General features: G+C 47.3%; 18 protein-coding genes and 1 tRNA gene. 15 read left to right on the plus strand and 4 right to left on the minus strand.

The window, feature by feature from the left end; translation table 11 throughout:
- The 3 genes from ACBZ72_13705 (at position 1) to ACBZ72_13715 (ending at position 3,390) form a co-directional block, all read left to right on the plus strand.
- Complete coding sequence (locus ACBZ72_13705) at positions 1–918, plus strand: hypothetical protein (GenBank protein XES77209.1); 918 nt, start codon at positions 1–3, stop codon at positions 916–918.
- 670 nt (positions 919–1,588) lie between these two features.
- On the plus strand, positions 1,589–3,241 hold the full coding sequence (thsB, locus tag ACBZ72_13710; GenBank protein XES77210.1) for a thermosome subunit beta: 1,653 nt from the start codon (positions 1,589–1,591) through the stop codon (positions 3,239–3,241).
- 71 nt (positions 3,242–3,312) lie between these two features.
- Positions 3,313–3,390 (plus strand) — tRNA-Glu (locus tag ACBZ72_13715).
- A 371-nt stretch (positions 3,391–3,761) separates the two neighbouring features.
- Here ACBZ72_13715 and ACBZ72_13720 read toward each other — a convergent pair.
- Entirely contained in the window at positions 3,762–4,163 is a 402-nt protein-coding gene (locus ACBZ72_13720) for a hypothetical protein (GenBank protein XES78713.1), read from the minus strand.
- Here ACBZ72_13720 and ACBZ72_13725 point away from each other — a divergent pair.
- The 6 genes from ACBZ72_13725 (at position 4,057) to ACBZ72_13750 (ending at position 12,666) form a co-directional block, all read left to right on the plus strand.
- Positions 4,057–5,865: an ABC transporter substrate-binding protein gene (locus ACBZ72_13725; protein ID XES78693.1), complete on the plus strand. Its 1,809-nt coding sequence runs from the start codon at positions 4,057–4,059 to the stop codon at positions 5,863–5,865. The genes ACBZ72_13720 and ACBZ72_13725 overlap by 107 nt on opposite strands.
- Positions 5,866–6,035: 170 nt before the next feature.
- A complete protein-coding gene (gene cobN, locus ACBZ72_13730) occupies positions 6,036–9,812 on the plus strand; it encodes a cobaltochelatase subunit CobN (protein XES77211.1) in 3,777 nt (1,258 codons plus the stop codon).
- Positions 9,799–10,569: an adenosylcobinamide amidohydrolase gene (locus tag ACBZ72_13735; protein XES77212.1), complete on the plus strand. Its 771-nt coding sequence runs from the start codon at positions 9,799–9,801 to the stop codon at positions 10,567–10,569. Before cobN ends, ACBZ72_13735 begins: the two co-directional genes overlap by 14 nt.
- 34 nt (positions 10,570–10,603) lie before the next feature.
- Positions 10,604–11,167 carry an isoprenylcysteine carboxylmethyltransferase family protein gene (locus ACBZ72_13740; protein XES77213.1) on the plus strand — a complete coding sequence of 188 codons (564 nt, stop codon included), beginning with the start codon at positions 10,604–10,606 and terminating at the stop codon, positions 11,165–11,167.
- A gap of 6 nt (positions 11,168–11,173) precedes the next feature.
- Positions 11,174–11,923 (plus strand): ABC transporter permease, encoded by a 750-nt coding sequence (locus ACBZ72_13745; GenBank protein ID XES77214.1) that lies wholly within the window; start codon positions 11,174–11,176, stop codon positions 11,921–11,923.
- Positions 11,924–12,060: 137 nt separating this feature from the next.
- Complete coding sequence (locus ACBZ72_13750) at positions 12,061–12,666, plus strand: MarC family protein (protein ID XES77215.1); 606 nt, start codon at positions 12,061–12,063, stop codon at positions 12,664–12,666.
- Here the strand turns inward: ACBZ72_13750 and ACBZ72_13755 are convergent.
- Together ACBZ72_13755 and ndk are read right to left on the minus strand one after the other, a co-directional pair.
- Complete coding sequence (locus ACBZ72_13755; protein ID XES77216.1) at positions 12,621–13,817, minus strand: NosD domain-containing protein; 1,197 nt, start codon at positions 13,815–13,817, stop codon at positions 12,621–12,623. The genes ACBZ72_13750 and ACBZ72_13755 overlap by 46 nt on opposite strands.
- A 154-nt stretch (positions 13,818–13,971) precedes the next feature.
- On the minus strand, positions 13,972–14,424 hold the full coding sequence (gene ndk / locus ACBZ72_13760; GenBank protein XES77217.1) for a nucleoside-diphosphate kinase: 453 nt from the start codon (positions 14,422–14,424) through the stop codon (positions 13,972–13,974).
- A 194-nt stretch (positions 14,425–14,618) separates the two neighbouring features.
- On the opposite strand from ndk, the gene mgtA reads away from it, so the two are divergent.
- On the plus strand, positions 14,619–17,681 hold the full coding sequence (gene mgtA, locus ACBZ72_13765; protein XES77218.1) for a magnesium-translocating P-type ATPase: 3,063 nt from the start codon (positions 14,619–14,621) through the stop codon (positions 17,679–17,681).
- Here mgtA and ACBZ72_13770 read toward each other — a convergent pair.
- The gene (locus ACBZ72_13770) at positions 17,678–18,232 is read right to left on the minus strand and encodes a helix-turn-helix transcriptional regulator (protein ID XES77219.1); all 555 of its coding nucleotides are present in this window, start codon (positions 18,230–18,232) and stop codon (positions 17,678–17,680) included. The two genes, mgtA and ACBZ72_13770, sit on opposite strands and share 4 nt — an antisense overlap.
- A 127-nt stretch (positions 18,233–18,359) precedes the next feature.
- Here ACBZ72_13770 and ACBZ72_13775 point away from each other — a divergent pair, with 127 nt between their 5' ends.
- From ACBZ72_13775 to ACBZ72_13795, 5 genes are all read left to right on the plus strand, one after another.
- Complete coding sequence (locus ACBZ72_13775; protein ID XES77220.1) at positions 18,360–19,382, plus strand: ABC transporter ATP-binding protein; 1,023 nt, start codon at positions 18,360–18,362, stop codon at positions 19,380–19,382.
- 10 nt (positions 19,383–19,392) lie between these two features.
- A complete protein-coding gene (locus tag ACBZ72_13780; protein XES77221.1) occupies positions 19,393–20,592 on the plus strand; it encodes an ABC transporter permease in 1,200 nt (399 codons plus the stop codon).
- Between the two features lie 41 nt (positions 20,593–20,633).
- On the plus strand, positions 20,634–21,581 hold the full coding sequence (locus ACBZ72_13785; GenBank protein XES77222.1) for an ABC transporter ATP-binding protein: 948 nt from the start codon (positions 20,634–20,636) through the stop codon (positions 21,579–21,581).
- A 5-nt stretch (positions 21,582–21,586) separates the two neighbouring features.
- Positions 21,587–22,432, plus strand: a complete 846-nt coding sequence (locus ACBZ72_13790; protein XES77223.1) for an ABC transporter permease — start codon at positions 21,587–21,589, stop codon at positions 22,430–22,432.
- Positions 22,433–22,576: 144 nt separating this feature from the next.
- Complete coding sequence (locus ACBZ72_13795; GenBank protein ID XES78694.1) at positions 22,577–23,533, plus strand: radical SAM protein; 957 nt, start codon at positions 22,577–22,579, stop codon at positions 23,531–23,533.
- Positions 23,534–23,597 lie beyond the last annotated feature (64 nt).

Here is a 23,597-nt window from a genome sequence, read left to right on the forward strand (position 1 = left end):
TTGCTAAAAAAACATTTTTTGCTTCTGTCAAGTGCTTCTCCAAATCCATCACAGGCAAACTCGAAGGGTCAGTCTTACAAGAAACTCTACTTCACCGTAGCAGGTACCTTAACCGTTTTAATTCTAATAGCTGCACTTTTCATTCCCCCAAGCTCCGCCGTAATCCCCCTCGAAGTTAACTACACGGTTGGCGAGCAAATGGTCTACGACGTGAATCTGGCGGTTTCCATGGAGGCTCCCGACATAGACCTGTCCCCGATTTTGGGGGCTGACTCGGGCAACGTAACCGTAAACGGAACCCTCACCACGGACGTGCTTGATTTTGACGGCGAATTCTACACCTTAAACCAAACCATGCAAATAACCTTGGACGATGAGCCCTACAGTTTCTCTTACCTTGAAAAGATGAACAAAACCGGGTACTCCACGGGCTTTTTGAACATGGAGCAGCAGCTAACTTCTTTGAATGCAAGCATGGGCAGTCCATATTTGGCTCAGCTTCTAAACCAAACTGAAGTCCAAGTGGGCGACAAAATCAGCGTACCCATCGGCGAAGTCTTGGGCAGCATGGGCGACAGCCTCATAGAGTACTTCCCAGACGCAAACTTTACGGGCAACATGACCCTCACGTTTGGAGGCGAACAGGAACTCACAGTGCCTGCAGGAACCTACAATGTGTTCCAAATTGACATGGCAACCGACAACGTCACCTACCACATGGAAACACCCAGCATAGGCAACTACAGCTTGATTATCGATTTGGGGCTTGACATGACCGGGCAAACCTACATCGAATACGGAACCATGCGGCCAATCCAGTACACCATGCAAGAAACCCTCACCATGCAATCCATGGGCATGGAATATACGATGAGCATGGACATGAACATGACACTGGTAGAACACAACATGCCGTAGCGAACCTGCAATTCTCCTTTTTTCTATTTTTAACCACAGGCTTCAAATTTTAAGCGGTTTGTTTTCTTTTTTTAAGGAGTACGCCTGCTGTGGTGTTGCCGCGATTATTGTGGTTAGGCGGCTAGGAGTGTTGTTTCTGAAGGACGAAGTTTATGCGATTAGACGGCGCATTTGTGCCTAGGGTCCAGCTGTCACTTTTGGGGTTGTATCTTCTGTTAGGCATTGTTTCTTGGTCTTTGTAGTATTTTAACCCTAAAACGTAGCTTCGTATAGGTGCAAATGCGCCACTTGTCGCGATTAAAGGCATCCTAAAATGGGCGTTACTTGTCGCACAGTTTTTTAAGTCATTCTGAGCCGAATTTTGCCTTCTTGCGCCCTTTCCCGCCATATTACGCCGCAACAAAACCCCAAAAAGGACGCAGAATCAAAAAAACAACCAAAAATAAGACCTTCCGAAAGAGAGGGAGTATATTGGATTTTAAGCAACAAGGTGCCCGCAAAGGCAAGCGCCAAAGTATCCGAAAGGACAACTTTCCTTTACTCAAAACCAAAAAAGTCGCCGCCTTAACCGTCGAAGCTTCGCCGTTAAGGTTAAAGTTTATATTGCCGTTTGGTTTTTGCATAAATCCGATAAAACAGGTTCTATACAGGAAAAAGAGAGGTTAATGGTATGGCATACTTGACAACAACAGGTTCAGGGCAACCAGTCCTGGTCCTCAAAGAAGGCACAACAAGAAGCAGAGGCAAAGAAGCCCAACGAAACAACATCATGGCAGCACGCGTAGTCGGAGAAGTCCTCAAAACAACCCTTGGACCACGCGGCATGGACAAAATGCTCATCGACAACCTCGGCGACATCACAATAACAAACGACGGCGCAACCATCCTCAACGAAATCGAAGTTGAGCATCCAGCAGCAAAAATGATGGTTGAAATCGCCAAAACCCAAGACGATATGGTTGGAGACGGAACAACCACTGCAGTCGTATTGGCAAGCGAATTACTCAAAAAAGCCGAAGAACTCCTTGACCAAAACATTCACCCAACCATTCTGGTCAGCGGCTACCGCAAAGCCGCCCAAAAAGCCATTGAGGTAGTCGGTCAAAACGGTGTCCCCATTGACGTGAAAGACAAACAAGCCATGCTTAAAGTTGCCTTAACATCCATGGGCAGCAAAGCCGTAGGCAGCGCCAAAGAGCACCTCGCCGAAATCGCCATCGACGCAGTCACCGAAGTAGCCGAAAAACGCGGAGAAAAAACCATCGCCGACATCGACAACATCCAAATCATCAAGAAAACAGGCAAAAGTCTGCTTGAAACCCAACTCGTCCAAGGCATCATCGTGGACAAAGAAATCGTTCACCCCGGCATGCCCCGCAAAAAAGAAAACGCAAAAATCGCCCTCATCGACTCTGCACTGGAAATCGAAAAAACCGAAATAAGCGCCGAAATCCGCATCCGTGACCCCACCCAAATGAAAGCTTTTCTTGACCAAGAAAACGACATGCTGGAAAAGATGGCAAACAACATTAAAGCCTCAGGCGCAGACGTGGTTTTCTGCCAAAAAGGCATCGACGACATGGTCCAGCACTACCTCGCTAAAGCAGGCATCTTGGCAGCACGCCGCGTAAAAGAATCTGACATGCAAAAACTCGCACGCGCCACAGGCGGCAAAGTCACCAGCAACATCGAAGACATCAAACCCGAAGACCTCGGCACCGCAGGCATGGTGGACGAACGCAAAATCGGCGACGACAAAATGATTTTCGTCGAAAAATGCAAAGACCCCCACAGCGTAGCCATTCTCGTCCGCGCGGGACTTGAACGCATGGTCGACGAAGCTGAACGCGCCATGACAGACTCCCTTTCAGTCGTCTCAGACGTGGTTGAAAACAGCAAAATCGTCGCAGGCGGCGGCGCAATTGAAATCGAGGTCGCCAAAGAACTGCGCAACTTCGCCAACAAAGTCGGCGGCAGAGAACAACTCGCCATTGAAGCCTTCGCCGACGCCATGGAAGTTATCCCCCGCTCACTCGCGGAAAACGCGGGACTTGAACCCATCGACATCCTCGTCTCCCTCAGGTCAGCTCACGACAACGCCGACTCCAAATACCAAGGCATCAACGTATTCACCGGCAAAATCCAAAACAGCATCGACAACGGCGTCATCGAACCCATCGTCGTTAAAGAACAAGCCATCAAATCCGCAGCTGAATCCGCAAGCATGATTCTACGCATCGACGACGTTATTTCCAGCTCCAAACCAAAAGGCGGAGCCCCTGGCGGTCCAGGCGGCATGCCTGGCGGCATGGACATGGAGTAAACTTCCACCCTTTTCCTTTTTGTAAACGCTATTTTTATTAAACCAGGCACATACTTTACCCTCCGCTTCAGGCTCCGGTAGTATAGTTCGGTCAAGTATGGTGGCCTCTCGAGCCACAGACCCGGGTTCGAATCCCGGCCGGAGCACCAAACTCCTTGTTACTCCTTAATCCATCCTCATGAAAAGAATGAGCCTGTCCTTGTTGGTGTGTACTCTCATGGTTTGTTCAACTTGGATTTAACGTATGTTAACAGAGAGTTTATATAGCATCTGGATGGATAATCCATCCGTCTGGGATGTGGGAAGTTGCAACCAAGAAAAAACCCTTTAAACCGTTTGGCGCCCCCGCTCTATCCAAACAGGATAAAACAAGCGCTACTTTATCAAGTTTTAGAATATCCCGTTACCTTTCGTTTTACCGCTGGGGGTGTATTAGGCTGAAGCACAATTACACAATTATAGCTGTCGTTCTCGCTGTATTGATTATCGGGGCTTCGGCTTACGGAGCCTACAACGTACTTTACTCTGCCTCGCCGTCACCCTCCCCTTCGCCCTCTCCAACAACACCCCAAACGCCGCCCCCCTCTTCTACACCAACTTCAAGCCCAAGCCCCACGTCAACCTCTACAGCTTCGCTGTCCCCTTCTGCGTCTGCGTCTCCGACTCCAACTGAAACTCCAAGTTCCAGCCCTGCCCAAACTTCAACACCTGCCCCTACCGCTTCACTCAAACCAACACCTTCACTGGCACCTACCCCCACTTCTGAACCCCCGAAGACCGTCACAATTGTGGACGACAGAGGCGATGAAGTGGTTGTGGCTGTTCCTGCAACACGTGTTGTCAGCTTGGCAAATGGTTTAACAGAAATTATTTGTGCTTTAGGCTGCGATGACTCGATTGTGGGACGTGATTCGTACACCATTTTCCCTCCTTCAGTTTTAGATGTGCCTGTTGTGGCTGAAAGCACCCTCAACTTGGAGTTGCTGCTAGAGTTAGAGCCCACTTTGGTTGTGGCTGATACGCGTCATTCTGTTGAAACGGTTCAGAAAATCAGGGATGCCGGAATAGCCGTTATTATCGGCAGTCCTTCTAAATCGGAACGGGTTAAGGATATTATAACGAATTTTGGCTTAATTTTCGAAAAAGATGCTGAGGCTATCGAGCTTGTTGATTACATGGCGCACTATGAGAATCTTGTCCAAGAGCGCCTCGCGAACGTGACTGAAGCTGAGAAGCCTGTAGTTTATTATGAGTGGACTAAGGCTTGGTACAGTTGCTCAAATGGAAGTTTACCTCATCAGATGATGCTTGACGCTGGTGCAATAAACGCCGCTGATGGGTCATCTGTTCTTTATCCTTCGTTGAGCGCTGAGTTCGTAGTGGAACAGAACCCTGACATCATTGTTAGGGTGATAGGGCAATACGATGGTAATGTGTCAGCTTTTCAAAGTATGCGTGAAGAGATAATGAGCAGAGTCGGTTTAAGCGAGGTGAAGGCAGTTCAAAACGGCAAAGTTTACGTTATGGACGGCGTGTTCCGAACTGGTATTCGCCAGCCTTTAGGGCTGCTTTGTTTGGCAAAGTGGTTCCATCCCGCCTTATTTACCGACATCGACATTGATGCTGTGCATTCGGAACTTCTCGAAAAATTCTTCGGAATGGCATTGAGCGGAACTTACTCGTATCCCCCAGTCGTAACAGTAGTTGATACGACTAATCTGCCCGTCACTTTGAATCTTCCTATAAACCGTGTTGTTTGCCTTAACGATGGCATAACTGGAGTGATATGTGCCCTAGACTGCGAGGACAAAATCGTGGGGCGCCCCGATTCATATGAAGGTGCTTACCCACGTTCCGTTTTAGAAGCAACCGACGTAGGAAATTCACTGACTCCCAACCTAGAACTAATCTTTGAGTTGAAGCCTGACTTGGTAATCGTTGACACCGCCATATACTATTATGGGGATGAAACACTCAACAAAATCAAAGACGCTGGTTTACAGGTGATGGTGCAAGACTCCGGTACCCCATCGCGATTAACCACAATCATATCCAATTTCGGTCAAATACTAAACAAAACCGAAAGAGCCACAGAAATCATCGATACCCTCGACCAATACACCTCTATTATCACAACGCGCCTTGAGAATTTAACTGACAACGAGAGACCAACTTTCTACTTAGCAATCATGGACTACGGTTGGCTTACAATGACTAACGGAAGTAACGCAAATGACAGGCTGTACGTTTGTGGAGGAATAAACATCGCCGCTGACTCTACAGTTATGTATCCTGAACTGAGCGCTGAATTCGTCATCGAAGCGAATCCCGACGTAATAATCGTCAATGCCTATGGCGGAAGCGACCTGCAAACCCATCAGTACGCACGAAACCAGATAATGGACAATCCAGTATTGAGTGGTGTCAAAGCTGTCCAAGATGGACGTGTCTACACCTACAATGACTGTATTGCCACGGGCGTGCAGTATCCCGCAGGGTATCTCTATTTTGCGAAATGCTTCCACCCAGACTTATTCGCGGATATAGACCCTGCTGCAGTACATGCAGAGTTGATTCAGGATTTCTTTGGCGAAGAAGTCGAAGGAGTGTTTACGTACCCATGAGTACAGCTCAGTGGGAACCTTCCTCCCCTTTAAGGGCGCGGCATGAACTTTGTGTTCTGCTTTTTCTTTTTTTACATCAAGAACTCTCAACATCGGTTCTTTTAGGTGGCGATTAGTGTTCACAGGACACTTTTTGCATTTACCAATTTTGACGATAAGGAGGATTATTGATGAAACAGCTTAGAATAGCCTTTGCTACAACAAACCCTGCAGAGTCAGCTCCTTTCTCTTTTGCCTTCACATCGGTAAACGACCGCTTCGGCAAAATAGTAAATGCCTATCTTTGGTCAGGTAAAGACTTTGAAGACGGCAGCCGTGAAGATTTTGAAAACCTATCCCAGTTCGTAAAGTTTGCGATTACCTCTCACGTGACAATCATACGGTTATTGAATAAATGTTCTGAATTTGATGATGTCATAGCTGACTTGCAAAACGCGGGGGTTCCTGTTTTTGTTATCCGTTCAGATAAAGACGATTTCCAGTCTCTTTCTACGGTGGAACAAGAAGATTACCGAAAAATTTTTGATTACCTTAGGTATGGGGACAAAAAGAACTTTGAAAATCTCCTATTGTACTTAGCAAACCGTTTCACGGGTTCCTGCTACGAGTTCGGAGCTCCAGTGAAGCCTCAATACGAAGGCATCTATCACCCAGATTTTGAATATGCTCCCACATTAGAAGAGTATGTGGAAACGAAGTTGCAGCCAGACAGGGTTACTGTTGGCATATGGTTTCATCATAATCATGTGCATAGCGGCGACACTGCTTTTGTTGACCGTTTGATTAAGGAAATAGAGGTTCACGACGCGAACGTTCTGCCCGTGTTTTTCAGCGGCTTAGTCGATGCAACTTTGAGCACGCACGGCTTAGAGTGGATTGTGGATACATACTTCTTGAAGGAGGGGAAGCCTTTGGTTGATGTAGTCATCAGCGGCTTGATGCTTTCTGTATGCATGTCCCCGACTGGTTCTGAAGCCTTAGACGCCCTCAAACGGCTAAATGTTCCAGTTATAAAAGCAGTTTTAACCTGTAACTCTTATGAAAACTGGCGAAACACCGTCTTGGGGCTTAGTGTGGTGGACATACCTATGCAGGTTGCCCTACCCGAGTTCGACGGGTCCCTAATCACGGTGCCCATTGCTACGATGGATACCACCCAAATTAACCCGTTGACAGGAAACCAAATAATCAAATACGAACCTATCCCCGAAAGAATCAACAAAGTCGTCCGTCTGAGCTTAAACTGGGGTAAACTGCATCGTCTTCCTCACAGTCAAAGAAAAGTCGCCATAATTCTTCACAATTATCCTCCCCGAAATGACACCATCGGCTACGCTTTTGGGCTTGACACTTCCATTGCAGCAATAAGCATCTTAGAGAGCATGAAAGAACAAGGCTACACGATAGATTTTATTCCCGAAAGCGGCCAGAAGCTGATTGAAGACGTAATTAATGGTTTAACAAACGACCGCCGCTGGTTAAGCCCAAAAGAGCTTGTGGAACGGGCAGTTACCAAGATTCCTAAAAAACAGTACAAAAAATGGTTTGACGACCTTACGGTCACTTCCCAGAACCTTATGATTAAAGACTGGGGCAAGCCGCCAGGCAAACTGTTCTACTACAACGGTGAATTACTGGTGGCGGGAATACTCAACGCCAACGTTTTCATTGCGCTGCAGCCAACCCGCGGTTTTATGGAGAACCCCGCTGCAATCTATCACAGCCCCGACTTAGCCATGTCCCACCACTACTATGCCTATTACCGTTGGCTTCGGGACGTGTTTAAGGCAGATGTCGTGATTCACCTTGGAGCGCATGGCAGTTTAGAGTGGATGCCGGGAAAATCTGTGGGGCTCACTGAGTCATGTTTTCCTGACATAGCCATTTCTGATTTGCCCAACGTTTACCCCTACATCATTACGAATCCGGCAGAGGGTGCGCAAGCAAAAAGACGCAGTTACTGCTGCATTATCGACCATTTGATTCCTGTTATGCATAACGCGGACACGTATGAAGAGATGGCTGAGCTGGAAGTGCAGTTGCAGGAGTATTACCACGCGAAAATTGGTGACGCCAATAAGCTTCCAGTTATGCAAAAGATGATTTGGGAAAACGTAACTCAAGCCAAACTGGGCTGTGACCTTAAAGTCACCGAAGCGGAGGCGTTGTCTGATTTTGACGGGTTCTTGGAAAAACTGCATGCTTATCTGCATGAAGTGTCTGACACGCAGATTCGCGACGGGCTTCATTTATTTGGGGTGCCTCCGTCGGGTTCACGTCTAGAAGAATTCTTGTTCACTTTGACGAGGCTCAATAACGGCTCAGTGCCTTCGCTGCGTGAGTCGCTTGCAGAGTTGGAAGGGTATGATTATGAAGACCTGCTTGCGAATAGGGGCAAACTGCGGTCTGAAGGCATAACCAACGGCGACGTAATTAAGAATCTGAATGAAACTTCTCGCGAATTAATGAGGCATCTGAACGCGGTGCATTTTGATGAACAACATATTGAACCGATATTACGGGAGGTAGTTAATGGTGGTAGCCCTAAGGTCGCGGCGTGTTTGTCGTATGTGTGCAGTTTTCTTGTTCCCGCTTTGGAGGCTTCAACTGACGAGTTAACAAACACGTTGTCCGCATGCAGAGGCGCCTTCGTCCCTCCTGGGCCTTCGGGTTCTATGACGCGGGGAATGGCTGATATTCTGCCGACGGGCAGGAACTTTTACTCGGTTGACCCCCGTGCCATACCCACGCCTGCTGCTTGGAAAGTAGGCGTTTCTTTGGGTGACGCTCTGCTGAAGCGGTATTTAATTGAAGAAGGGAAGTACCCCGAGAATATCGGTATTATCCTGTGGGCTCTCCCAACCATGAAGACCAAAGGCGACGACGTAGCTGAGATACTCTATTTGATGGGCGTCAAACCTGTATGGGAGGAAAGCAGCGGACGCGTAACTGGACTTGAAGTTATCCCGGTTGAAACGCTTAAACGCCCCCGGATAGACGTAACCACCAGAATTAGCGGAATGTTCCGTGATGCTTTTCCAAATATTGTTCACCTGATTGATGACGCTGTGGCTTTGGTTGCCTCCCTTAAAGAATCGGGCGAAGAAAACTATCTTGCCAAGCATGTGGAATCTGAAATCGATGAACGTACTGCGCAAGGCATTGATGCAGAAAAAGCACGTGACGAAGCTTTGTATAGGATTTTTGGTGATTTCCCGGGCGCTTACGGCTGCGGCGTCAGTGACGCGGTGGACACGAAGAACTGGAAGGACCAAAAAGACCTTTGCGACATCTATCTCCTGTGGGGCAGCTTCGTTTATAGCAAAAAAATCTACGGCGTTGCAGTTCCTGAGCAGTTCAAACGCCGCCTAAGCAAAATCAACCTGACAGTGAAGAATGAGGATGCCCGCGAAATTGACATTTTAGACGGCGACGACTGCTACGATTATCACGGCGGCATGATTACTTCTGTGAAAATTCTGGGCGGAAAAATTCCGCGGTCGTATTGTGGTGACACCTCAGATCCTGACAGGGTGAAGATTAAGAGCACCGCAGAGGAAACCTGCCACGTTTTCCGTGCACGCATCCTAAATCCTAAATATATTCAGGGCTTAAAGCGCCACGGCTATCAAGGCGCTGCGGAGCTTTCCCGAGTGATGGACTACGTTTTAGGCTGGGACGCCACTGTGGAAGTCGTTGAAGACTGGATGTATGAAAAACTTGCAGAAAAATATGTTTTAGACGCTGAAATGCAGCAGTGGCTCAAAGAAGTCAGTCCCTTTGCACTGCAGAACATTACTGAACGGTTACTGGAGACCATCCAGCGTGGTTTTTGGGAGCCAACTGAGGAAATGAAGAAAGAATTAGAGCGAATATACCTTGACATTGAAGGGTTTTTGGAAGGTGCAAGTGAAAAAAGCAAGGAGGCATCAAATGAAACAAAATAAACCAAAGAAAAAACTAGGCAAAGAGATAATTCAAAAACGAATAAACCTGACGTTAGAAGGGGTCAACGCTAAGGTGATGTACCTTAACTTTGACGGGTTTGACCTCAACACGTTACTTGTGTCGTTTAACCGGAAACATCGGATTCTTTCAACATGGGATGGCTTCCGAAAAGTCAAGTATGTAGCCAACAATTACATTCCAACTAAACTTTCCGCGCTAACTATGGAGCGTTATGAAGATTTTGAAAAACGATTCCCTTTAACGTTTGGGGTGAAACCTGAAGAAATCTCTTTGCTGAGTACCGGCGTAAACATGGATAATCTTGCCTTCTGCGAGAAATCCTGCGAAGAACTAAACGTGTGCTGTTTTGCTACTGCTGGAGCAAAAGGAAACGCTCAAAGAAGCGGCGTGGATGTGGGCAACTATTTTGAGCGTGACGGAAAATTCGTGCTCGCCTCTGGAACTATCAACATAATTATTTTAACCAATGCAGTTCTCAGTGACGGCGCCATGGCTCGGGCTATAGTTACAGCTACGGAAGCTAAAACTGCGGCTATGGAGGATTTGAAAGTTAAAAGCAGTTACACGCCTCAAAACCAAGCCACAGGCACCGGCAGCGACAACATCGTTATTGTTTCCGGAAATGGGTCTGGGATACCTTTGCGGGTGACCAGTGGGCACACAAAGATTGGTGAACTGATTGGGTTTTTGACAAAGTCGGCAGTTACTGAGGCGCTGAAGAAAAACGACGGTTAATTCCGTCTATTTCCAAAATGGGGGCACGGAAGGGTTGCAGCATAAGGATTCAATTGTTTCGGTGATGTGGATTATTGCAATAGCTGTACAGGTTCTGCTTCCCGTAGTTTTCTTTAATTCTCTTGGGCTTTCTGTGCTTCTGTATCTGGGCTGCTTCTGCATAGCCGCATTTTTTGTTACGAGTTTGATAGCCCGAAACGAGTTCAACAAACATGGGGGCATACCTGAGGGCAAGAACTGCATGTACACCACAAACCTGGTAAACGGAGGCATTTATTCGGTTGTGCGGCATCCGATGTATGCAAGCTGGATTTTGCTGGTTCTCACGCTTCCCTTGTTTTCACAGCATTGGCTTGGTGTACTTCTTGGGGTGACCACTGCCGCATTAATTTACAACTATGCTGTGAATGAGGATAAACGGCTTATCCGAAAATTCGGAGACACTTACCGCGAATACATGAAAACTGTTCCCAGAGTAAACATGGTAAGAGGCATCTATGGTTACCTTCGCAAAAGGAATCACAACGCAGTTTCTAAAACCTCTCATAAACGAGTTCTGGAGGGGTCTCATGCACCTGCCGATTTCACAAACAGGTGACCGCTAATGTTAACTGTTCTAGGTGATGCTTACTCGGTTTTGTGGGCGGATTTGCAGGATTTAAGGCATCGGTGGCGTTCAATCATTGCCACTAGTGTTGTTCAGCCGTTGCTGTATCTGGTGGCTTTCGGTTACGGTTTGGGACGCGGCGTCAGTTTTGGTGGTGTAAGTTACTTGGAGTTTGTCATTCCCGGCATCGTGGCGGTAGCGTCGTTTTCTAACAGTTTTAATGGTGTTGCGTCAAAGCTTCAGGTGGACCGGTTTTTTTATAAAAGCTTTGATGAATTGCTGCTTTCACCCGTAAGTTTGTTTTCAATTGTTTTTGGGAAAGCTTTGGTTGGTGCCCTGCGGGGTCTGATTAGCTCTGTTGCAATAGTGTTAGTTGGAGTAGTTCTTTCGCCTTCCCTTATTGTGAGCCCTTTGTTTATGCTGACTTTGGTTGTCTCCTGTTTTGTGTTTGCCCTGTTTGGCGTGCTGATTGCATTCGTAATAACTTCACATGAGGACACGAACACTTTCAACGGGTTTGTTATGCTGCCCATGACGTTTTTGTGTGGCACTTTCTTTTCTCTGGGTGCTCTGCCTGATGTGGCGAAGGCGGTGCTGTTTGCTTTGCCCCTCACGCATTCTAGTCAGGCGTTGCGTGCGGCGGCTTTAGGCGAGGTTTTTCCGTGGCTATCTTTGTTGGCGTTATTGGGTTTTGGCGTGGCTTTTTTTGTTGCAAGCATACTCGTCCTTAAAAGAACCAGCCTATGAAGTTCATGCAACAGAAGCACTTGCGGAGAGCGGTCAATTTAACGCGTTAAAAGTTGGAGAATTGCCTTAAAGGATTGGAAAGCTTAAAAAGCGGCTTCTGTGACACCTTCTCCAATATCGTGCTTGGGGGTTAACCTTTGGACGACTTCGCTTTTCTGGTTTTAGCAATCACCTCAATCCTGTCAGTTATGGAACCTTTCAGCACAATCGCAGTTTACGCAACACTAACCAAAAACATGCCCCTTAAGGAAAAACGGGCTACTATAACAAAAGCCATGAAGATATCTTTTATAGTCTTATCTTTCTTTGCTGTAAGCGGTCAAGTCATATTTCAGGTTTTTAACATAACCGCTTCTGCGTTTCAGATTGCTGGAGGCATCTTGCTGATTATCGTTGCTTTGCAGATGCTTTACCCTGAAAGAATCACCTCCCAAAAAGAGGCCAGCGATGATATTGCCATTGTTCCTTTGGCTTTTCCACTAACTGCCGGTCCGGGCACAATTACCGCCGTAATCTTGCTGGCGTCCAAATCGCAAAGCTTCTTCCAAATTTTCTCGGTGTTTATAGGCATATTTTTGGGTGTGTTTGTTTCGTTTATCAGCATGCGGTATTCTTCTCGCTTTTTTAAGTATTTAGGCGACGAAGGGCTCCGAGTTGTGACTGCCATAATGGCGATTTTGGTTTTGGCAATTGCAGTTCAGTTTATAATTGACGGCGTCGGGACTGCATTTCCGAATCTGTGACTTTCCCTATGCCCCTTTCTTAAAAGAATAGCTGACACGGCAGCAAGCAGGGACAAGAGGGTCCATGCGGGGAACTCTGGCACTTCAGCCGAAGCTGTACCCGTCGGAGTTGGGTTGGCTGTTTGCGTCGGCGTGGGTTGGGCTATAGGTAACTCCAATTGAAAAGGAGCCCTGAGTGGAAAGTGGTCAACGGCTGTTCCCAAAACTGCAATACCCGTTTCGACGGTGCCGTTGGCGTCTTCAATTTCGTATGGTATTGTGTCTTGGATAAAGTAAGGTGTGTTCCAAACTTTTGAATCGCCAAGTTGCGAAGCGTTAGGATAAATCTGCTGGTAGTTACTCCAGTAGTTGCCTATGGTGCCGTTGTCCCAGTATCCTGCGGGGAAAATTTCTGGTCCCTTGCCTCCGAATATAGGTGTTGGTACGTGGAGAGCTTCGGTGTTGCTTACAAAATTGTTTTGATAGAACGTGTGGTTTCCGCTTTCGCGCCCTTGGAGGGTTATGACGCCTAACGTAAGGATGACAGAGTTGTTTGTTACGTTGTTTTGGGTGAGGATGGTTCCGTTGCTGCCCGTGATGTCAAAAGCCGCCTGGTTCTCCACGATTTGGTTTCTGGTGATGAGGTTGTTGTTGCCTTGGGGTCGGGCTGCGCCGGTGTGGATGAACACCGCATTGGTGCTTTGAGTTATGTTATTTTGGCTCACCACGTAGTCGTAGGCGTATATGGCGATGGCGTGGTAGTTGCCGATGAAGGCGTTGTTTGTTATGGTGTTATTGTCGTAGGCTCCGTAGACGCCTGCCTTCCAGCCTGTTATCTGCATGTTTTGAATGGTAACGTTGCTTGCCATGATTGTTATGGCAATTCGGTTTTGGTCAGTGCCTGATTCACGCAGGGTATAGCTGGCGCCATCAACTACGATGTTTCCTCTTTGGATAGTTATGGCTGAATTGTTCAGGTTAGCGGTTAAGCGGTAGACCTCGCCCTGCCTTTGTATGAGGACGTTTGGCGGGTCAATTGTGCCATTGGGTTGTATGGTTATGTCTTGAGTTTGGTTCTGTTGGGATTCTGCTTTTGTTGCTTGTGTTCCGAAAAACGTCGTTGCTGACAAGGCTAACACGAGCACTATGCTAAGTGCAAGGATTTTTTGCATTGATGAGCCTCATTAGCACTAACGGTGGAAATTACTTATTTTTCGCTGAGGAACAAAACGTTCCACCAGTGGAACAGTAAAGACGGGGTCGGACTGCAAAAACGTAGAGGGGATAGGGGTAGCTCAAAAAGTAGCCTACCTACCCCGATAGCAGTTAGTAAATCCAGTTTTCGTCTGCCCGCTTATAACTCAAAATCTCCTCGGGCGCAAAGAAAATTCCCATTTCACACTTGGCGTTCTCAACTGAATCCGATGCATGGACAGCGTTTTTCTGGTTGCTCAACGCCAAGTCGCCTCTGACGGTTCCCGGTTCAGCTTCTTTGGCGTTGGTTGCACCGATGAGTTTACGCATAACCCGCACTGCGTCGTCGCCTTCAACAACCATGGCAACAATCGGTCCCGAAGTGATGAACGCCACCAAAGCATCATAGAAGGGTTTTCCCTTGTGAACCGCGTAGAGTGTTGCGGCTTTTTCCTGCGTAATCCATGTCAGTTTCATGGCAACAATTTTGAGTCCTTTGTCTTCAATTCTACCGATGACCCTTCCCGCCATTGCTCTGGCAACGGTTGAGGGTTTAAGCATAACAAACGTTTTTTCCAAACCCATCTTTATCTGCCTTCACCGTTTTTCTTGCGGCTTAGACTTAATAGGTTCTTCTCTGAATAACCCCGCAACCTCTATCGAATCAGCAATTTACTCCGCGAGTATTGGCTGTTTTTTTAGAAACCGTTTTAAGAACGATACACGTATGCTTGATAGTTCAGAGCGCAGATGCATGATGCAAGAAGGCGAAACCATCCATGTCAAACGGCAACGGCTACACCAGTGGTTCTGGCGAAAACGCCCCCAAAACGCAGCCGATGCTAAGCGTCGAAGAACTCCTCACCCTGCCCGCTGAGCAACTCTATACCCGTCTAGAAACCTCACAGGCTGGTCTTTCTGCAGAAGAAGCCGAAGAACGCTTGGAGCTTTATGGACCAAACGAGCTTGCCCACGGACAAAAACACTCAGCGATTAAGCAGTTTTTTTTGAACTTCAAAAGTCCCCTTGTCATCATTTTGATGGTTGCAGGCGCAATTTCTGGGCTCCTGCAGATTTTGGGGTTAACCTCGGATGGGTTAGCCAACTTCGTTATCATTTACATAATTGTGTTCATCAGCGTAATCTTGGATTTCTATCAAGAATCCAAGGCTGAACACGCAGCGGAAACGCTTAAAGAAAAAGTAACCACCACCGCTACCGCCTTAAGAAACGGCATCCGCACTGAAGTGAAACTTCACGACGTTGTTCCCGGGGATGTTATTTATCTTTCTGCTGGTGACATAACCCCCGCGGACGCCCGAGTCATAACCGCCAAAGACCTCTTCGTCAACCAGTCGTCGTTGACTGGCGAATCTTTTCCCGTAGAAAAAACTCCCACCTTGGTTACCATTAAGGACGCTTCCCTCAGCGAATGGAACAACTACCTTTTCATGGGAACCTCCATCGTAAGCGGCACCGCAACTGCCGTGGTTGTCCGCACAGGTACAACAACCGAATACGGCAGAATCGCCAAAAAACTCGTGGAACGACCCCCAGAAACAGAGTTTGAACGAGGCGTCAAAAGCTTTGGCTTTCTCATCATGCAGGTAACTCTGCTTCTGGTTCTGTTTGTGTTCCTAATTAACGCGTTGCTTCACCCTGACACAAACGGCATCCTTAACGCCTTGCTCTTCTCCGTCGCCCTCGCAGTTGGGTTGACCCCTGAGCTTTTACCCATGATTATCACGGTGAATCTTTCCCGCGGCGCATTAGCCATGTCAAAAAAAGGCGTCATCGTGAAGCGTCTTGCCTCAATCGAGAACTTTGGCAGCATGAACGTGCTTTGTACTGACAAAACAGGCACCCTCACTGAAAACAAGATAACGCTTGTGCTGCATGTTGATCCTGAGGGCAAAGACGATGACAAAGTTCTGTTGTACTCTTACCTTAACAGTTTCTACCAGACCGGCTTAAAAAGCCCTCTTGACGAAGCCATATTGGTCCACGAAGAACACAACTTAGCAGGTTACCAAAAAATCGATGAAGTCCCCTTCGACTTTGTCCGTCGCCGCGTAAGCGTAGTTGTCGAAAAAGACCGCCAACGCTTCTTCATAGCTAAAGGCGCCCCCGAAGAAATCCTCAAAGTCTGCGCCTTCTGCGAAACCAGCGAACTGGTGACGGATCTTGCTGAGGAAATTCGCAAGAAAGCTGAGCAGAAATATTTAGATTTAAGCTCGGAAGGTTTCCGCGTTTTAGGTGTGGCTTACAAGAAACTCAAAGAGGAAAAAGCCACCTACTCAGTCAACGACGAAAGCAACATGGTCTTCTTAGGGTTTGTGGCTTTTCTTGACCCGCCCAAAGAAACCGCCAAACAATCCTTGAAGCTGTTAAGCGACGCAGGAATTGAACTTAAAATTTTGACTGGCGACAACGAGTTGGTTGCCCGAAAAACCTGCGAGCAGCTTGGTTTTGAAGTTAAAGGGGTTGCTTTGGGAAGCGAAATTGTGCAGATGCATGATGACGCTTTGGCCCGCGTAGTGGAAGACGCCAACGTTTTTGCACGAGTGACTCCCGTTCAGAAAGACCGCATAATTAACCTGCTCAAAGGCAACGGTCACGTTGTCGGCTTTATGGGAGACGGCATAAACGACGCGCCCTCGCTGAAAACCTCTGACGTGGGGGTTTCGGTTGACAACGCCGTCGACGTAGCCAAAGAATCCGCCGACATCATCCTTCTCAAAAACGATTTAACCGTGCTAGCCAAAGGAGTGCTGGAGGGCAGAAAAACCTTCGGCAACACCATGAAATACGTCATGATGGGCGTCAGCAGCAACTTTGGCAACATGTTCAGCGTCGCGGGGGCTTCCCTTATTTTGCCGCTTTTGGGCTTCGATTTTTTGCCCATGCTCCCCATTCAGATTCTTCTCAACAACCTGCTCTATGACCTATCGCAGTCCACCATAACCACCGACAACGTGGACCCCGAGTACGTGGAGAAACCCAAACGTTGGGACATCGGTTTCATACGCAACTTCATGTTATACCTTGGACCCGTAAGCTCCGTCTTTGACTTCTTAACCTTCTTCGTAATGCTGTTCATATTCTTCCCCTTGTTCCCCGGCATGCCTCAGGAACCCCTGTTCCAGACAGCTTGGTTCCTCGAATCCTTGGCTACCCAGACCTTCATTATCTTTGCAATTCGCACTCGAAAATCGCCTTTCTGGACCAGCAAACCAGGCAAGTTTATGGTTCTGAGCAGCATAGTCATCGTTGCGTTTGCCATTGCAATTCCCTACACGGCTCTTGGTGACCAGTACTTCAGCTTCGTGCCTCCTCCCCCGCTCTTCTACGGCTTTTTAGTACTGCTCATAGGCGCATATCTGGGTCTCGCTGAAGTTGTTAAACGATGGTTCTACAAACGGCATTCCTACCGCATTGAACAAGTGCTGATTCCCAAACGCAGAATCGCCTACCTGAGCCGAAACGCCCGTTTAGTGCAGGATATTGCAGCCGCAATATGCCTCCATGCCGAACACGAAATAACTTTCGACGACCTCCTTGAGGACTTATCCAGCAGCGTCAGCTTCCCTGTCGACTCCGACCAAATGCTTCAGAACTTGCAGCATCTGCGCCGCGGCGGCTTAATTAGCGTGGACTGGCATAAACGTATCATCAAACGGGAAGGGCCAATGAAAGAATATGTGGCGAAGCGGGTTGTAGCCAGCGATATGTGGCCCATCCTTCTTGAAGACTGGCTTAAGATAAATCAAACGCTCAAAGAGAAACACGGGGAAGTAAACCCTGACTTCCAAGAGTTTCTGTTGCCCAGACAGCGGCGCTAAGCCCTTTGTTGTTCTTTTTCGATTTTCTCATAGGCTTCTTTTTTCTTCTCAGAGATGCGTCCATTAATGGCTTTAAGTTTATCTTGCAAGCTATGAATCATGTTTTTAACTTCTTTTTGTTGCTTTTCCAGGCTTGCTATGTCCTTTTCTATTGTTGATTCTTCAAGGAAAAGTGAGAACGGTGTATGCATGGCTGGTAAATTAACGGTGGGTTCTACGTTGAGTATGGTTCGGGAAAACTCTTCAAAAAGAATATTCATGTTGTTGGCAATTTCCGTCTGCTTAATTAGAATCTGCCTCAACATTTGCTGCCCAGCAAGCGTGATTTTGTAGCTTTTCAGTTTGCGGTTATTGACACTTTGCCATGTGCCTTCAATGTATTTGTCTTTCTCCAGATTCCTGAGGATAGGGTAAACTCCACCTGCAGTGGGTTTCCAGTAACCTTGGGTTTTGCCCCTAATTTCCTTCATAATTTCGTAGCCGTGAGACGGCTTTCGATTAAGGAGAATAAGTATAGCGACGCGTATGTAGCCTTTTTGGGCTTCTTTCATCCAACTCTCCGCCGTTTGCTTGTGCACTTCTGAGGACATATGCATCTTTCAATAGTAAATGAAGTTGGGTAATACTTATATTTTGCCACGATATATTGCAACGCGTTATATTCAGATGGTGCCAAGAATGCAAAACGACCCAATAATCGAAGTCAAGAACCTAACAAAAACGTTCAACAAATTCACCGCGGTTGACAATATAAGCTTTGACGTCAAGAAAGGCGAAATCTTTGGGTTACTAGGCCCCAACGGCGCAGGAAAAAGCACAACCCTACGCATGCTCTCCACCTTGGCAAAACCCACAAGTGGAACTGCCCTAATCGGCGGCTACGATATAGTCAAGAACGACAACGAAGTGCGCAAACTCATCGGCATCGTTTCAGAAAAGATGATTATGTACAACCGTTTAACCGCCAAAGAAAACCTCTGGTTTTTCGGTAACCTCTTCAACATCCCCAAAGGCGAGCTCAAAGAACGCATCGACGAATTGCTTGAGCTTGTTAACCTAACCAAATTCAAGGACGCCCAAGTCGGAACTTTCTCTACGGGCATGCGGCAACGAATAAACGTGGTTCGGGCGTTGCTGAACAGACCCAAGGTGTTGTATTTAGATGAACCCACACTTGGATTAGACCCCCAATCGTCAGTGGAGATTAGGGAGTTTGTTAAAAAACTCAACCGCGAAAACGGAACAACAGTCATCGTAACCACACACATGATGGTAGACGCGGATTTAATGTGTGACCGAATAGCCATCGTTGACCACGGAAAAATCGTGGCGCTTGACACTTCCCAAAACTTGAAAAAACAAATTTCAGGAGCGAATACAACCATAATAAAACTAGAAATCGGAAACCTTACACCCGAGATTTTAACGGCAATTACAAAGCTTCACTGTTCCGATTCCGTAATTCAGGAAGACGCAACACACTTGAAGATGATTGTTCACGGCGAAGAAGCGTTTGATTCTATAATCGACGTCATAAGAGCCAAGGGCGGAAAAATAAACTCCATGGTAAACCTTCAACCAACCCTTGAAGACGTGTTCCTGCACATAACTGGGCATCAAGTTCGCGACAGCGCTGACCAAAAGATGTCATCGACGCGGCGTCATGGACCGATTGCTCGTCCACAGGAAAGGATAAGATGAGGTGATAAACATGGGCGTAAAAACTCTTCTCTCCCACAGCTTCCGCATCGCTAAGAAAGACCTAACTGAACTGTTCCGAAATCGACTGGGGCTAGTCATGCTGATAGTGATGCCTCTGTTCATGATGGCCATGATTGGCTTCATTTACCCCTCCAACGGCGCAACCGTTACCGACCTGCCTGTTGCCTTGGTAAATGAGGATGCAGGTTTTGGTAACTCAACAATTCCCAGCCAAGCATTCCTGATGGGTTTGCAGCAGATTAACGACCAAACCCACATGCTAAAGCTCTCAGACGCAGCAAGCATTGACGAAATTCGCGATAAAGTGCAGAAAGGAGAGCTAAACGGGGGAATTGTGGTACCTAGCAATTTCTCTACATGTATCATGACGGGTGAACAGGGAACCATAATCATAATAACCGATCAGTCCAACCCAACAATCTCCGCTACAATGCAAGCGGCGTTGACAGCAACCTTTGACCAAATGGGAACCTTGCTTGCTCAGCAAAAAGTTCAACTGCTAAACTCCACAGTCACCGCTGATAACTCCCTTGCAGTCGTGAAACCCTACAACGTCCAAACCGAAGGCGTGGTTCCAGGAAACCCCAGCTACTTTGACTTCATAGCCCCTGGTATCATGGCAATGACTGTTATGATGAGTGTCATGACTGGGCTGCCCGTTGCCATTTCTCAAGAAAAAGAAATCGGAACAATGGACGGCATGATGGTTGCCCCAATTAGCCGCCTTTCCATAATCTTGGGCAAAACTTTAGCTCAGACTGCTCGCGGCTTGCTGCAAGGCGCCATTATTTTAGCATTAGCTGTAGGCTTATTCGGGGTCACTATACACGGGAACATTTTCCTAGTGTTTGGCTTGCTCCTGTTGGGAGTGTTTGCCTTCGTAGGCTTAGGCGTTGTAATCACCTCCTTTGCTAAGGACCAAGAAACCGCGCAGATGATGATGACAACGTTAATGTTCCCAATGATGTTCCTCAGCGGAGTGCTCTTCCCCATACAGCAGATGCCCTGGTACATGCAGACCATTTCACATTTCCTACCGCTCACATACGCCGCAGATGCTCTCAGAAAAGTAATGGTGCTCGGCGCAGGCATACCTGCAATCGCAAACGAACTGATAATCCTAATCGCATTCGGAGTAGTCATGACTTCCATAGCAGTACCCGTGTTCAGGCGACTGATGACAAGATAGAAATACCACATCAAACGAAATAAGACAAAGTCGTGGTCGTATTGACAAACCCCTCCATCGAAGCCGTGAACCTTTCCAAAACCTTCGGCCCTTTCCCCGCCGTAACAAATCTAAACCTGAAAATTGAGGGCTCAAAATGCGTTGGCTTTCTGGGCCCCAACGGCGCGGGAAAAACGACCACGCTTAAAATGTTCACCGACCTAATTCAGCCTTCAGCGGGGCAAACTCTGATAAACGGGTTTAACGTGCGTCTCAACAAAAAAGAGGCGTTGGCTTCCGTTGGTACTTTGATTGAAACCCCTGAGGTTTACCCTTCTTTGACGCCTCGAGAAGCGCTTATGATGATTGCTGAGCTCAGAGGTGTACCCGCAAGCGAACGCAGCCAGAAAATTGAAACTGCCCTTTCAGAAGTTCACATGGAAGAGTGGATTGACAAACGGGTCGGCAAGTTCTCCAAAGGCATGAAACAACGCATATGCATCGCCTCGGCGCTTCTCAGCAACCCTACTATCCTGTTGTTAGATGAACCGACCACTGGGTTGGACCCGCGTGGAATGAGTGAAGTTAGAGAAATCGTGAAATCCCTCAAAAGCAAAAGACGCCTCATTTTCATGAGTTCTCACCTCTTAAGCGAAGTCTCGGAGGTCTGTGACGAAGTTGCCATGATTGACCACGGGAAACTAATCATCTACGACACAATCCCCAATGTGGCAGCCAAGTTTGCTGGAGGAGGCAACGTCGTTGAAGTTGAGTTGCAGCGTTCGATTGACCAAAATGTGCTGGACCAGACTATCGCTGGTTTTCCCGATGTTATGGGCGTCGATAAAAAAGATGACACAACGCTTCGAATAAAGTTCAGCGGTGGCTTAGCGGTTCAAGAGCGGCTTCTTGCGGATTTAGTCAAGCTGAACATTGGTGTTATCAGCTACAAGCCTTCTTCGTCGGAGCTTGAAGACGCCTACCTTAAACTGATAAAGAATACGGTGTGATAAACATGAGCAACCTAAATGGAGTTGCAGAAAACGTGGTGCCCAGTAGCATCAAACAAGTCGGCATAATCACCAAATACACTTTTCTGGATTACTTCCGCTCACGCAGGTTCCTCATACTCGCTGTCATCACGTTGCTGATTGGTTTCTTGCTCACTTTCGCAGTAGGCTACTACGACCCTCCTATCTTCAAGTCGAGTGCACTTAATTTTTACTCCAACTGGTGGGGCAGTGTAACCACCTTCGTTGTTATCCTCTCTGGCATCTTTTTTGGAGGAGACGCCATCTCAGGCGAGTTCCAAAACAAAACAGGCTACTTCAGCATTCCCAACCCCATCAGACGCTCCTCAATTTACATCGGAAAATGGTTAGCGGCTTTCACTGCTTCCTCAGTCATTTTGGGCATATTTACCGTGATAACCCTTGGCAACGGGTTGTTCTATTTCGGATTTGATATTCCAGTTCAGTTCTGGGAGTCTCTTCTCTTCACGTGGATATACTTAGTGTCTGTTCTTGGCTTCACCTTCTTCTTTAGCGCTTTATTCAAAAGCAGCTCCATTGCGATTTTAACAACCGTTATTCTGTTTCTTTTCGCCTTCAACATCATCGAATTAGTCGTAACCGTCTTTGCCCAAGTAGAACCCTGGTTCATACTTACTTATGGCGCCGGGATAATCTCAAACGTGTTCTCAGTGCCCTACCCTCCGCACATCACCGTAATCGACGCTGGTCCTCTGAATATAACCACGTTTGTCGCAACAATACCCGAAGGAATTGCAATCATGTCGGCGTATTTCCTCGTCACCTTCATACTGGGGTTGCTGCTGTTCCAGAGAAAGGAATTTACATAAGGATAACTCAGAGACATAAGAGCACCGGCTGTTTCATCAAAACCCAAAATTTATGGGAGTGAACCTGTGCAGTATCGAACCGTTACAACCACTGTTTCTAATTTTCTGAGGAATCGAGGCGAAGTAAAATTTGCCTTTATCCAAGTGACAACTAGGTGTAATGCTCGTTGCTTGGACCGCTGTAACATTTGGGCTCAAGAACCCTACGACATGCCCTTGGAAGATATAAAGTTCGCCATAGACGTTTTGGCGCAAAACAAGTTTACTGTACTGTACTTGACCGGTGGAGAAACTGGTTTATACCCCCACCTTGCTGAAGCATTGGAGTACGCGAAAAGTAAGGGCATGATAACCTCCCTAACCTCCAACGGCAGCATCTCCACCATAGACATCAAGCGGCTCAGCAAAAGCCTAGATTTCCTGTCACTCTCTGTGGACCACTACGACGAAAGCCGCTGGGATAACGCTAAACACATCCCCGGGATATCTAACAAAGTGAAAAACGTAATCCGCACGGCAAAGGCTTGCGGGATGAATCTTTACGCCATCACTTTTCTTAATCCTGCATGGAGCATTGACGACGTGAAACGTGTTGTGCATTACGTTAACGACGAACTTGGCGTGTCTTTTGCCTTGTCTTACCCATATGTTTCCTCCAACGACAGCACTTTTGTGGTTGGTGGAGACATGCGTGAAGATCAACGCAAGACTGCCCGGCATGTTAGAAACATGGTGGCTCAGGTTCTGCAGCTGAAGCTTGAAGGCTCCGATGTGGCTAATGTTTCAGGCTACATGAAAGATGTGCTAAGAACTCACGACGGAGCAGCAATGAAGTACCCGTGCAAAGCCGGCAGGTCCATAATCACAATTGACTGCAACTTGAACGTTTACCCCTGCTATCGGCAGCGAAAACTCTTCAACCTCAAAGACCGGCAAGACCTAAACTTGCCGGCTGTGGACAACTCGGTATGCGACGGCAAAAACTGCCTCATCAACTGTTTCAAAGAGGCTTCTCTTGCTTCCTCGCGTAGTGTTTTGCTGGCTGCAGCAGCTGAAGAATTAGCCTCTAACCCAAAATTCTACCTCAAAATTATCCGTTGAGCTTGAATCATTAGCGGTAACGGCTGGTGCCGAGAATGCGTGGTGAAAGGTTAAGGGGTAGGTA

The organism is Candidatus Bathyarchaeia archaeon (assembly GCA_041447175.1).
Classification (GTDB): Archaea; Thermoproteota; Bathyarchaeia; order Bathyarchaeales; family Bathycorpusculaceae; genus JADGNF01.